At 45.2% G+C, this 13154-nt stretch carries 13 protein-coding genes; 6 read left to right on the top strand and 7 right to left on the bottom strand.

Annotated features, from left to right (window positions below):
* Positions 1 to 422 precede the first annotated feature (422 nt).
* Complete coding sequence (locus ACJJI7_RS03200; RefSeq protein ID WP_444900973.1) at positions 423 to 833, top strand: thioredoxin family protein; 411 nt, start codon at positions 423 to 425, stop codon at positions 831 to 833.
* On the top strand, positions 826 to 1527 hold the full coding sequence (locus ACJJI7_RS03195; protein WP_020414590.1) for a cytochrome c biogenesis CcdA family protein: 702 nt from the start codon (positions 826 to 828) through the stop codon (positions 1525 to 1527). Before ACJJI7_RS03200 ends, ACJJI7_RS03195 begins: the two co-directional genes overlap by 8 nt.
* 184 nt (positions 1528 to 1711) lie before the next feature.
* Here the strand turns inward: ACJJI7_RS03195 and ACJJI7_RS03190 are convergent, their stop codons facing one another.
* Entirely contained in the window at positions 1712 to 2836 is a 1125-nt protein-coding gene (locus ACJJI7_RS03190; RefSeq protein WP_444900974.1) for an alkene reductase, read from the bottom strand.
* Positions 2837 to 2872: 36 nt separating this feature from the next.
* Complete coding sequence (locus ACJJI7_RS03185; protein ID WP_444900975.1) at positions 2873 to 4363, bottom strand: aldehyde dehydrogenase family protein; 1491 nt, start codon at positions 4361 to 4363, stop codon at positions 2873 to 2875.
* A gap of 142 nt (positions 4364 to 4505) precedes the next feature.
* On the opposite strand from ACJJI7_RS03185, the gene ACJJI7_RS03180 reads away from it, so the two are divergent.
* The gene (locus tag ACJJI7_RS03180) at positions 4506 to 5396 is read left to right on the top strand and encodes a LysR family transcriptional regulator (RefSeq protein WP_020414593.1); all 891 of its coding nucleotides are present in this window, start codon (positions 4506 to 4508) and stop codon (positions 5394 to 5396) included.
* Between the two features lie 126 nt (positions 5397 to 5522).
* Here ACJJI7_RS03180 and ACJJI7_RS03175 read toward each other — a convergent pair whose 3' ends face one another.
* Positions 5523 to 7697, bottom strand: a complete 2175-nt coding sequence (locus tag ACJJI7_RS03175) for a winged helix-turn-helix domain-containing protein (protein WP_444900976.1) — start codon at positions 7695 to 7697, stop codon at positions 5523 to 5525.
* A gap of 220 nt (positions 7698 to 7917) precedes the next feature.
* Here ACJJI7_RS03175 and ACJJI7_RS03170 point away from each other — a divergent pair, with 220 nt between their 5' ends.
* Positions 7918 to 8763 (top strand): alpha/beta hydrolase, encoded by an 846-nt coding sequence (locus ACJJI7_RS03170; RefSeq protein ID WP_444900977.1) that lies wholly within the window; start codon positions 7918 to 7920, stop codon positions 8761 to 8763.
* 56 nt (positions 8764 to 8819) lie between these two features.
* Complete coding sequence (locus ACJJI7_RS03165; protein WP_169337137.1) at positions 8820 to 10016, top strand: serine hydrolase domain-containing protein; 1197 nt, start codon at positions 8820 to 8822, stop codon at positions 10014 to 10016.
* Between the two features lie 192 nt (positions 10017 to 10208).
* Here ACJJI7_RS03165 and csrA read toward each other — a convergent pair whose 3' ends face one another.
* Positions 10209 to 10394 carry a carbon storage regulator CsrA gene (gene csrA / locus ACJJI7_RS03160; RefSeq protein WP_020414597.1) on the bottom strand — a complete coding sequence of 62 codons (186 nt, stop codon included), beginning with the start codon at positions 10392 to 10394 and terminating at the stop codon, positions 10209 to 10211.
* A gap of 573 nt (positions 10395 to 10967) precedes the next feature.
* Between csrA and ACJJI7_RS03155 the strand changes: the two genes are divergently transcribed.
* Positions 10968 to 11513: a hypothetical protein gene (locus ACJJI7_RS03155; protein ID WP_444900978.1), complete on the top strand. Its 546-nt coding sequence runs from the start codon at positions 10968 to 10970 to the stop codon at positions 11511 to 11513.
* A gap of 69 nt (positions 11514 to 11582) precedes the next feature.
* Here ACJJI7_RS03155 and ACJJI7_RS03150 read toward each other — a convergent pair whose 3' ends face one another.
* From ACJJI7_RS03150 to ACJJI7_RS03140, 3 genes are all read right to left on the bottom strand, one after another.
* Entirely contained in the window at positions 11583 to 11903 is a 321-nt protein-coding gene (locus tag ACJJI7_RS03150; protein ID WP_444900979.1) for a hypothetical protein, read from the bottom strand.
* Positions 11904 to 12084: 181 nt separating this feature from the next.
* Positions 12085 to 12378: a hypothetical protein gene (locus ACJJI7_RS03145; protein WP_444900980.1), complete on the bottom strand. Its 294-nt coding sequence runs from the start codon at positions 12376 to 12378 to the stop codon at positions 12085 to 12087.
* Between the two features lie 171 nt (positions 12379 to 12549).
* On the bottom strand, positions 12550 to 13140 hold the full coding sequence (locus ACJJI7_RS03140) for a hypothetical protein (RefSeq protein ID WP_020414602.1): 591 nt from the start codon (positions 13138 to 13140) through the stop codon (positions 12550 to 12552).
* Between the last annotated feature and the right edge of the window lie 14 nt (positions 13141 to 13154).

The following is a 13154-nucleotide window of genomic DNA, read 5'->3' as shown; positions in this document are numbered from 1 at the left end:
GGATCTGCTTAGCCTGGTTTTGAGGCCTTTGAAATGTACTTGGCATTCCTGGCTTAGCATGACGAAATCTTTGCGTTTTTCTACTTTATAGCCAGGGGCGGATAATCAGCTTTTAAGACGAATCTGGGGCTTTGAGTCATTTCTTGAGCGATTGGATTAGCTGCACATTTTCACGTCTTACCCCCTGGATTTCTCTTTTATCCGGCGTTTTGGCTCTCCTTTGAATCCTGAGCTGGCTTGGCTTTTGGAGTGTGTTGTATCCAAGCCATGGTAAGTGTGGACGGCTCTATAGTAAGTATCTGTTAAGAAGTTCCTCATTATGGACTGTAATAATTTGCGGCCTACGCCGACTAAGGTTGCAATGCACCCAATTTTTACCTTTCCGCTGGGGTGTGCATTTTTATACTGAGGATATGATTAGCATGAAAGTTCTTCACTTATTTCTACGCACTTTGCTTGTAACTTCCTTCCTTCTTATCGTGCCCTTCGCATCAGCAGGAGAGCCCTTCTCCGAAGAGCGCTTCAAAGAGCTGCAAGCTGCCAAGCAACCCGTATTGATTGATGTACGGGCAGACTGGTGCCCTACCTGTAAGAAGCAGGGCATAATTCTTGCGCAGTTCCAGGAAGATAACCCCCAGTGCGGCCTCACAATCCTTAATGTGAATTTCGACAAGCAAAAAGAGTGGGTAAAGCATTTCCGTGCGCCGAGGCAGTCAACCCTGCTGCTCTATCGTGGGGACAAGCAGGTATGGTTCAGTGTTGCTGAAACACGCGCTGATGTTATTCGCCAGAATATCTTTAACTCAGTTAAGGCCTGCGGCGAAAATGCTTGAAGTCAGCGCCATCCCCCTGGCCTTGATTGCGGGCACACTTAGTATTCTCTCCCCCTGTGTTTGGCCGCTGGTGCCAATGGTGGTTGGCGCCTCCAGCAGTGCTGGGCGCTGGGGACCTTATGCGCTCGCCGTAGGGCTCAGCTTGTCATTTGCCCTGGCTGGAACTGTACTCAGTTTCCTGTTGGTTTCTTTAGGGCTGGACCCAGAGCTATTTCGCTATATTGCTGCAATCCTGCTTGTGGCCGTTGCCCTTATTCTACTGATCAAACCCCTTTCCGACTGGGTGACCTTGCGTTTGGCGAAAGTTACCGCAGGGGCGAGCATTACTGGTGATGGCGCCTGGGCCGGACAGTTTGGTATCGGCTTTCTCACAGGAATTATCTGGTTGCCCTGCGTAGGTCCCACGCTAGGTGCAGCAATCGCGCTTGCTTCCATGGGCCAGCAACTAGGCCAGTCATTTATGGTGATGTTTTCTTTTGGGCTTGGTACCGGTGCTGCGCTACTGGTGGCAGGCGGGCTATCACGGAAAATTTATAGCCGCTTATCACCATCAGTTGGCGCTTTTGCTGTTGGTGGCAAAGTAGCACTTGGTGCCATACTTTTGTTGCTTGGGATTATGGTGTTGAGTGGCTTTGATAAAGTCCTGGAAACCTGGGCTTTGAACTGGATGCCCGAGTGGACTTTTAGTTTTTAATAATTATCTCGAAGTAAATCACAATTTAGTCGAGGTATCCAAAGGGATTAATAGTTATTTTAGTGTCTGGAAAAACACTGAAAATTACCTCAGGAATCCAAGAAGTTTTACGAGTAAGTTTAAAGCCCCAGTAACCTTCAATTACTGGGGCTTTTTTTATGTCCTGTTAAGGAACTGTTAAAAATTATGGCTGGTAAGAAGGGTAATCGGTATAGCCTTCATCGGTACCGCCATACATGGTTTCCGGGTCAACCTTATTAAGAGGCCAATCATTGCGAATACGTGTGGGAAGGTCCGGATTGGCAATAAAAGGGCGGCCAAAACCAAAGATATCTCCGTTACCCGCCTGCAGCACCCGCAAAGCCTTCTCTGGGGAATACTTGCCGGCATACATGATGCGCCCGCCAAAGATCTCTCGTACTTCCTGGTAGAAATTCTCAGGTAAATCCGGTGCATTATCCCAATCCGCTTCTGCTAAAGATAGGTAAGCAATTCCCGCCTCGTTCAATAGTTTGATAGCTTCGATATAGGTTGTGTGTGGGTCACTCTCCACCAGGCCAAGATAAACACGGTCCTCATTGGTACTTTCAAACAGCGGAGCAAATCGAACGCCGAGACGATCATTACCTACCTCTGCTGATACCGCTGCAACAATCTCTTTGAGGAAACGCAGTCGGTTCTCCAGGCTACCGCCATACTCGTCATCGCGTTGGTTGGTATGCTCAGAAATAAACTGGTTTACAAGATAACCATTGGCACAATGCAGCTCAACGCCGTCGAAGCCTGCTTCCAAAGCATTGCGTGCTGCCTGGGCATAGAGCTGCACCAGTTCTTTAACTTCTTCTGTTGTCAGCGCGCGAGGATCACTGGGTTCAGCCAAAGCACCTTGCCCTGGCCCTGTCTCAATAAATACCTTTACCGCATCTGCTCGGATTGCAGACGGCGCAACGGGAGCCCCTCCACCCGGCTGCAGTGATGTGTGGGATACACGCCCCACATGCCAAAGCTGGGCAAAAATAATACCGCCTTGATCGTGTACGGCTTTGGTCACTTTTTTCCAGCCTTCGACCTGGTCCTGTGAATAAATTCCGGGAGTCCAGGCATAACCCTGGCCGCGGGGCTCAATTTGCGTGCCCTCTGTAACCATAAAGCCCGCACCAGCTCGCTGAGCGTAGTAGTTGGCCATTAAGTCATTAGCGATGTTGCCAGGCTGTGAACTACGCGACCGGGTAAGCGGCGGCAGCACAATGCGGTTTTTCAGGGTGTAAGGGCCCAGGTTGATTTCACTGAACAGTGCTTCGTTTTTCATAACTACTTTCCTGCTAAAAGCTTATTGCAGTGAGGTTTAAAAAAGACCGTAGGGCTTTTCATTAAGGCTGATAAAGATATTCTTCTTTTGCGTGTAGGCATCAATCATCGATTTATGGGTTTCACGCCCGATACCGGATTTCTTGTAACCGCCGAACGGTGCATGGGCAGGGAGTTCGTGATAGGTATTCACCCACATGCGGCCTGTTTCCACGGCTCGTGCAACACGCAACGCTCGGTTGATATCTTGAGTCCACACAGCGCCAGCCAAGCCATAATCGGATTGGTTGGCCATCGCTATAACTTCCTCCTCAGAGGAGAAAGGAATCACTACAACAACCGGGCCAAAGATTTCCTCCTGAGCCACTTTCATAGCGTTATCGGCATGGGTAATAATTGTCGGCTCAATATAAAAACCCTGTTCCATTCCGGGTTTTTGCAGCCGCTTACCGCCGGTAAGGATCTTCGCACCTTCTTCTTTGGCAATATCTATGTAGCCAAGAATACGGTTCATTTGCGCTTCACTGATCTGGCTGCCCATCTGTGTGTTGGGGTCCATCGGATCGCCGACATTTACAGATTCAAACTTGGCTTTTAATTCAATGGTAAAACGGTCGAAGATAGTTTCGTGGACAAAAAGGCGGGCACCAGATTCACAGACTTGTCCCTGGTTCAGCAGGATAGACAGGGCTCCGCCCTCCAGGGCTTTTTCCCAGTTTGTGTCGGGGAATACGATATTGGCTGACTTGCCACCCAGCTCCAATGTAGCTGGTACCAATTTATCAGCCGCAGCTTTGGCCACGTTATAGCCGATGCCAGTAGACCCGGTGAAGGCCAGCTTCGCGACTTTAGGGTGATCCAGTAAAGCCTGGCCCGCTTCTGGGCCTACGCCGGTGACAACGTTCACCACACCATCTGGTAATACTTCCTTGAAAATCTTGGTCAGCTCCAGCAGGGTGGATGAAGTCATCTCGGATGGCTTAATCACTACGGTGTTACCGGTTGCGATAGCGGGTGCAATCTTCCAGGCGGCCATCAGCAGAGGGTAGTTCCATGGGATTACCTGACCGACTACACCCATTGGCTCGCTGAATACCAAGCTCATGGTTTGATCATCAATCATCACCGCTTCGTCGCTGTGAGAGCGGATAACCCCTGCAAAGTAGCGAAAGTGGTCTATGGCCAGTGGGATATCAATATTTGAAGTTTCGCGAATTGGCTTGCCGGTTTCCAATGCCTCAAGGTGGGCGAAGAATGCTTTCTTTTCTGCAAGCATGTCTGCAATTTTGAGCAGTGCATCCTGTCGTTCAATAGCGGAAGTAAGTTTCCAGATGGGGAACGCCTTTTCTGCCGCAATGACAGCAGCATCGACATCACTTGAATCGGCCAACGGTATGCGAGTCAGTAATTCGCCTGTAGCAGGATTGAGGCTGTCCATCGTACGCCCCGAGTTGCTATTAACCCATTCACCACCAATAAATAATTTATAAGATTCCTGAGGAGCAAAGCGCTTAGTGGGTCGGCTCATATCTATCTCCAGATAATTAGAAGAGTAACTACTTGGGCTATTAAATAGCCCCAGCCAGATGTGGCTGTGCCTTACGATGGTGGGAATAATAGATAGGCAAAGATACAATTAGAAACAACTACTCTTTGTCCTGGTTACAAATATGAATGGTATAAGTCGGTTAGACCTGAAACAGCTACGTATATTGGAAGCGCTACTGCAAGAGAGAAACCTATCGCGGGTAGCGGAAAAGGTAGGGTTAACTCAGCAAGCAATCAGTGAACAGCTGCGTAAGTTGAGGGAGGTATTTGATGACCGTCTGTTCATTAGGCAAGGTAACGGCATGGTGCCCACTCCTATTGCCGAACAACTGGGCGGCAGGATCAGCAGCATTTTAAAGGATGTAGAGTCACTGCTGACCCCAATAGCTTTTGACCCGGCAACCTATAAGGGGGTTTTTAGCATTAGCGCCACAGACTATGCGATTCAATCGGTACTACCCCAACTACTAGAGGTTGTCCGTAAATCTGCTCCAGAGCTTAAAGTTATTGTTAGGGATTTTGAAACAGATAACCTAAATCAATTAATGGTTGCCGGCGAGATCGATCTAGCGCTCACTTTCCCTGATTTCATCCCGGATGACCTGCCTTACAAACTGTTATTTGAAGAGCAACATGTTTGTATTGCAGGAAAAAAATCTCCTCTAAAGGGCAGGTCATTGACTTTGGCTGACGTAGCCGAGCTTCCACAATTGATTATTTCGCCTTCTCGCCCGAACTTGAGAGGGTCTCACGATGAATGGTTTGCTATGCAAGGACTAAAGCGCAATATCGTAATGTCAGTACCTTGCTTTTCAGCCGCACCAGATATTATTGCTGCCACTGACACAATTGCTTTTTACCCCTCAAGATTGTTGCCCAATAAGAAAGTGATTCCTCTCAATTTGGATACACAAACCCCAAAATTTGAAGTCATTGCAGCATGGCACAGCCGATCTAATCACAGCCAGCTCCATATGTGGGTAGTTGATCAGCTTATGAGATTATTTAGGTAGCTATGTAGTTCTTTAATTGAGCTTTAGCAATATTAAAGTTCGTATCATATCGTGATGGAATAGTAAGATGGTTTTTAGGAAACCATCTTATTTTTTTAGAAATAAAAAGAGTGTATTGTCGTAATGCTATTGCCGTAAGAAAAGCTCAGCCACCTCCTTTTTAGCGGCAACAACATAGGTAATCATCAGGTTCTCTTGATTAATATCGGTCAAGTAATCGATATCCCTATGCATTTCCCTCAAAATGGAAAAGTTATCGGTGTCGAGATTGTATGACCACAGCTGGTCGTCTCGATTGATTGAGTAAATCACATTATCTTTGATAACAAATCTCTTTTCGCTACCTTGATCAGTTAGCTTCTCGATAAGCTGGTCTTCCGCGGCGCCAGGTTGCCAGAAGCGATTCATATGGTCCATATAGATCAACCGGCCATCTTTAGCTCTTTGGGCCCAGCTAACTGGTTTTTCATTGATAAACCTGGGCTCAAGGCTATCCAAGTTGACTTCTGCAAATTTTGTAACCCCTTTAATCGTCAAGGATAATAACGCTGAATTATCGATACTGTCCCACTGGAAGAGCTGATCAACAGGCGCATTCAGGGGCAAGCCCTCTACACGGCCATCCAAGAAAATTTTATTGAGCTTGTTATTGGCATTTACCAGAATACTTTCTCCATCGGCAGACCAATGGATACCGTCGATATTGGTATCGATTGGAAACTGAGATACCTGCCGTAAATCACTACCATCAGTCACCCACACCTGGTCTTCACCAGAGCGCCTGGAGGTAAACGCAATCAAGTTGCCATTGGGTTGGAAAATACCGTCATCCTCCCCGGAAATCGACCGTGTGGCGCTTGGGTAAATTGTGCTGACATCTTCTTCTGAAGGTGTGGTGCTAGCTCCAGGCAGGTTTAGCGGTATCAAGGCAATATCACTATCGTATTGCCCTTTAATAACCAGTGCTCTATGTCCACCTGGATGAAAGTCTGGAGAGCTGGCAGACTGGTCCAGAGGTAACTGAATTCTACTGACCTTGCCATCATAGGTGAGAGAGAAGAGTCTTCGCCCTGTACTAAAGATTAGCTCATCCTCTCTCGGTGAAAAGTTAGGGGAAATGGCTCTGTGTTCAGATATCTCATCTGGATAGTCAATCGGATGGCTGGTTAAAAGCGCCCCCTTAGAATCCAGCATATCGATATAAAGCCGGCCATCTTGATGATAGCTGGTGACGGCTATTAAATCGTCATCGATTGAATAATCAAAGTGGGCTAGGTTTCCCTCTTCCAGGTCATAAAGTACCTGACTGCTGTTATCACTCACGGAATATTTGATTAACCGCCAACGATCAGACTCTTTATGCAAAATAGCGAGATCATTGTTATTTAACCATGCCGGATTCTTAATGGCCGAGTTTTTACAGCGCATTAATACACTTGGCTGTTGCGGACTTACTAATGCCTCTTGGAAGTCCAGGCTTACCAGGTTGTAACAGGTATTCTGGGTTAGCGGTATGGTACAGTCTTCTTCTGAAATAAATACCAGTTTTTTGCCATCCGGAGATAATGTATGGCGGCCATAAGTACCCCATTCGGGAGTTAATTCCGTTTCCTGCTGGGTATGTATATTCCTGGCCCAGATTTTATTAACACAGAGCTTATCCAAATAACGATTAAATATAATATATTCACCATCAGGTGAATATGAGGGGCCAAACTCTTTGTGATCCGTAGCCGTTACTGCCTGTAATCGATCAAATATAAGCTGAGCGTTTTGCTTGGGTGAAGAGTAATTAAATCCAACAAATATCAATAATAGCATCCCGATTAGCGCAAATATTGGGAATCTATTTGGTTTAACTGACTGGGTTTGATAATCCGGATTACTTGGTTGTATATCTATTACAGGCTCAGGGGGTGCAGGGGGAGCAGGAGAGAGGGCGTTTTCTTCCGATACTGTCTTATCCTGTGGAATAGAATCACCATCTTGCCAAACAATATCACATTCCAGGCTATAACCTTGTTTGGCATGGGTTCTAATATAAGACTGCTGCTTTCGATCCTCGCCCAAGGCTTTTCTAAGTTGCGCAATACTTCTTTGCAGCGTATTTGGTGTGACTATTGTATCGGGCCAAACTTCAGACAGTAGCTCATCCTGGCTCACTACCTTTCGCTGATGCTTTGCCAAGTGGGTTAAGACAGCAAGGGCTTTTGGGGGGATAGTTTGTGATTGCTCATGTCGGGTGATCTGGTTTCTGGATAAATCAATAAAGAAGTCACCCACCCAATATTGTGAAGCCATTGATGTATCTACCTGAGCAAAATTTGAGCTGAATTTTTGCTATCGATACTAGCATAAACCCTGATCACATCTAAAGCGCGCCTTGTAACCTATTGATAAATAAGCACTTTATGCCAGCAGTAGAAAGTCATCGAAAAATCAGGAGCACTTCAGGTGTTTCACTGGCTCCTTGTTTAGATTGAGCGCTTCTCCGATCACATGTAACGGTATAAATACTGATATGAAAAAGCGTTTACTAGTCGCCTTTCTCCTGTTGCTACCTATCGCTGCCCTTGAAGCAGGTGAGCATAAGGCCCTGGAGTTATCCACAACCCAAATAATACCCATTCAGGACTCCAGCAATAATAGAGAATACGAGCTGTTTATTAAGCTGCCTGAAAAATACGAGGAGAGTGATACTAATAAGCATCCGGTTATTTACTATACAGACGCTTTATGGGCAGTTGAAATACTATCGGCTACTACTGAATACGCACTGGAAGATGCCATTTTGGTGGGTATTGGCTGGCAGAAAGATATGCCAGCTGATGAAAATGAATGGTCAAGTCGATATCGGGACTTTAAGCCAGCACTACCCTCAGATAATAAAGATAAAAAAACCTATAAAGGAGAGGCCCATCAGCATCTCGCCTTTATAAGAAATGACGTTATTAAGTATATCGAAAGCAATTACCGCGCGAATCCAGATAACCGTACTTATTTCGGTTACTCATTCGGGGGGCTCTTTGGGGTTTATGCCTTAATAAGCCAACCGGATACTTTTCAAAACTACATTATCGGTAGCCCATCAAGATTGATAGGCACTTATATGGATTCTCGGCTTGAATCAGAGCCTAACAAACCATTGATGGATATACCCAAGCAAACAAACGTATTTATTGCTTACGGAGAATTAGAGAAGGAACTGGGCGCTACGGTAGAAAGGTTCGTTAGTGAGTTAAAGGACCAAGAATTGGCTAACTTAACTCTGGAGCCGGCAGTTATCGAATCGGCGAATCACACTACAGCATTCCCAAAGACATCAGTTCGCAGTATTTATTGGCTTGCCGATAAGCTGAAACACTAGTCAATAGTATATCGAGTCTTATTAATTAAAAATTAAATTTGGGATCTAAGATGATTATGAAAAAGCTAATCGCAATCGGCTTAATGTATGGCATAAGCGTCACTGCGGGCGCAGGAGATTTGCATGCTCCAGAAATAAATATGGCCGACTATGGTAGTGACCTCACAGGCCTGGAGAGATCAATACCAAAGCTTAAAAAAGCATTTATTGATACAGCTCCAGCGGATAGAAAAGACGGTATTCCTGTTGGTGAGATAGATGTAATCAAGGAGAGTTTGCAACAGCTGGCACTAGAAATAGCTGATAACCAACATACACCTTACGATAGCCTACTAATTGCTCAAAACAACAAACTGGTTTTTGAATCCTACTATTCCCTTGGTCGTGTCAATTTTCCTCACCCACAAGCGTCTGCCACCAAGGCCTATACAGCCCTGGCAATTGGGAGGGCGATACAGTTAGGGTATTTGACCATGGAAGACCTAGACAAGCCTGTCACTTCCTTCCTGAAAGGATTGGATAGGAAGCAGCTTGCTAAAGGCGCAGACCTTGTCACACTAAATCATGCCATGAGCATGCAGTCAGGAATCCGTATTGCAGAGGAAAAACTCGATGCCTTACTAGAAAAACCTGAGCAGTTAACCGGGAAAAAGCTAGCCCAAATCTATCTAAGTTACAGTAAGCCGATCACTTCTGATTCGCAAACTTACTTATATCAAGGCTCAGACCCAATGATTGCAATGCTGGTTCTGGATGCTGTAGTTCCCGGCTCCGCGAGTGACTTTATTAAAGAAGAGCTACTGGAGAAGATGGGGATAGATATCTATCACTGGAAGGAAGCCGTAAGCGGCGTGCCCCAGGCAGGATCAAGAGCCATGATGACATCGCGCAGTATGGTTAAGTGGGGCACTTTGGTACTTAATAAGGGAAAATGGAACGGCCACCAGTTAATACCGGAGGCGTATATTACCAAGGCTACTGGTAAAGTGGCTGTTCCCACAGATGATGAGTTTGACTATACCAACTTTTCATACGGCTACTTCTTCTGGCGAACGCCCCTGAAGGTTGGCAACAAGAAATATGTCGCAAAGTTTGGTTGGGGCGGTGGCGGCCAGTATGTGATCTCTATTGAAGATCTTGATTTGGTGATTGCGATCACCGGCCATAGAGATGATGACAAAACCCTGGGTTTGATAGAACAACGTATTTTGCCGGCTTTTGTATCTTCTGCATTAAGTGGTACAGCTGGCTAAATTGTTACATTTATTGACCTTGCCTAAGCAGTGTTAAAGTTTTCTGTCCAGCATTTAGGACCTTTGGAATAGGGAAGCCCTAAATGCTGGATAGATTGTTCGATTACACAAGGGTTGCGGTAGTTAGCGTTTTTGAAGTAGTAGGGCCAAAGCAAGATTGTTAGGGCTCACCCTACTGGGAGAATCTGCTTTTTATCTCCCATTATTCCGCTCCTGCTGTTTTTTGATTCTTCTATAAATTTCTTCGCGGTGAACCGCCAAGGTCTTGGGAGCGATTATGCCTACCCGCACCTGATTACCTTTAACTTCTAATATTGTGATTGAGACGTTTTCCCCAATCCTGAGGTTCTCGCCTGTACGGCGGTTTAAAATCAACATATTGGTTTCCTAATGAGACGCAAAGCATTGGCAAACCTCCCGCAACGGGAAGGCCAGAAAAGTAATATCGGTTGCGGGCATTAGGAGGGGCGCGAGAACGGTAGGCGTAAAAGAAAAAAAGGCGGGCGCTAGACTCCCAGTGCTTGGGGAATCTCCTCAGGTTACTGAATTTGCAACCTTTTATTGAAGACGAGTGGGTTTCTAGCGTACCATTCATGGAGCCACTTTGATAACTGTTCTATCAATTTGGTTAGCTGGCCCGGGGTGTTGCCGCACCTTGGGTCAGCGCCTTTTACTTACTCTTACGTCACGCTACCGTTCTCCTTTGGGGAATGGGTCTTTTAGAAAATTCTCGGTATCCTTGTTTTATCTTGGGCTGCTGGCTTGTAGAAACCGGTTTGATCAGTGCCCAGAATCTTGATAAATATCTTTCGATTCTACGCAGCTTTGACGCTGAAGAAAACTTAATAAAATCCAATAAGATTATTTGGGCGCCTATATTTTATTGTTTGTCTGGTTCTATATCTCACAGGTGATCGGTATATTGGCCTGTAGGATTTTTTTCTAGCTGATGTGATTTATATTTTTAACTTGCTAGAATTTCTTGCGTCTTTGATGTGGTGGGGCGGTGTTATCCAAAGAGCTGAAAGGTGGATGATGAAAAGTGGAATTTTAATATTGTTGCTAGCCTATTTTTCTATGATTGCGCAGGCAGGAATTCCTGACGTATTAAAAGCGGATAAAGCAGATTTTATGTATTCTCTACCGGAAACATTTGGTGATACGAAAGTGTCTTTCCATGTGTCCAGCAGCCAGCTTGCAGGTTTGACTGTTGCTTACAAGGACCATAATGTGCGTGCCCAAAAAGAATTACTTAAGGGTATATCTTCGCCTTCATGGGACTCTCTTACTGTGGCTTATGAAGATGTAGACGGTGATGAGGTTATTCAACACTTTTCCTTCTGTTTTTATGAAGAGTCAAAGTTAGGCACTGGTAAGCAGCCGAGATTTATTGTCTATTATGTCTATGAAGAAAAAATAGATAGAACAATTATTGATGATTTTAGTTCACTGATGGTAGGAAACTGTTGGCCAGTTTTATTGAGTCGCCGAGAATAATAGCGCTAGAGAAACGGATAGATGAAAGGCCGGTAATAGCTGGCATTGGACTCGATGGTGAAAAAAATTTTAAGTGCTGTTAATCCTATTGGATTCTTCAACCCATTGTTGGTTAAAGCCTGCTCTTTTGGTATAGCCGATGAAAATATTCATTAGCTTTTCCATGCAATCCTCAAGGTCGACATCAATATCTGGTTGTCCATCGTTTTGATAATCTTTAGCTGCCTGATCTGCCATTTGCCAGAAAAACTGAGTCAGTAGTTTAGTTTCTTCAGCTGAAGTGATATCTCTCTTGCCAAGTAGAATGTCTTCGGCCAGTTGGTTTTTTAGCTTGTGGGAGTAGTGAATTGCTATATCTTTGATGGCAAGTTCATGTTCGTTAAATTTCATCACTATGTGTAAGCCTCGATATATATTCTACTTTTTAAAGAGTTTTCGAGGTGTAGAGGAAGTTGAGAATTTTCGCTAGGCATTATGTCAGAAGGCTTAGGTAGGGTGATGCTAGTATTTTCAGAGACCATAAAAGTTTTAAAAGCAGCTTTTCATTATTATATGGTTCTGAGGTTGAAGTTTAGGCATTATCAATTTCATCATCCCACTGCTGCTCATAACCCTTTTCGAAAAGGTATCCGCCAAAACTGTTGTACAGCTTTTCTAGCCAGTATTCAGAGCTGGCCTCGCAAGGTAACTCTGGCTCTTGTGCGGATTTCTCAACCATGGCCCAGAAGAACTTACTGAGATGAGTGGCTTCTTCTGAAGTGATTACATATCCACGTTCTAAAATATCCATTGCCACTGTATCTTGCAGTAATTCAGCAAAAAACAGGGCAACGGTTTTCTCTTCTGGATAGCGATATTCGATCACGGTACTAGACCGCCTGTCTTAATCCACCGGCCAGTAAATACGCACCAGAGGCATTAGTGCCCGTCCTTATTGATCTGCCCCCACTTATTTAGATGGCTCCGACAGGCATTGATCCTGTCGGATGAAAAACGTTCAGCGCCTAGCGAACTGCTAAAAGGGAAATCGAAACTATCAATTGCTAGTCACTCTTTTAGAACCGACGTACATTGCAAATAACCGAAGGCCGATGGAAATTAAGACAAGCATACTTGGCGCTGTATGAGCGGGTATTGCCTTTAATTGGGTGATTTCTCTTTGAAGGGTCATCGTTTGATGTGGATTGGACTGGTGTTTTGGAACCTGAATAACGTTTTTCTTAAGTAATTTATCGAACGATTCGATTTCTCCCGCAAGCATGTCCAGGAGTTCCAATTCGGTCTTGCCGTCCCATGGTAGCTGTTTCCTAAAAGCGTCAACTGCTTTACCAAGCTTTTTCCATTCTTCTGCGAGGAAGGCTTCAAGTGATGAGAGGGTCCTAAGCTTCGAGTTCATGGATTGATTGGCTCGGTAGGCGTTTTGTCCATGAGCGCCGCTCGCCATCATTCCACCAAAGTGCTGTACGTTATGTTTGGCAGTATTCAGGTTCCGGCTTATTAAGCTGAGTTGATCCAAGGTGTGGACCAGAGTCTGATCAAGTCTCGGATCTTTATTCTTAATCGCTGCCAGAGCGGTGTTAACCAGTCGACTCACCTGTACCTTGGTTGCATGTTCGTTGATAGACATATCCTTTTATCCTC

The organism is Microbulbifer variabilis (assembly GCF_056232115.1).
The sequence above is the reverse complement of the archived record's forward strand: the minus strand, read 5'-3'. Positions and strand labels throughout refer to the sequence as shown.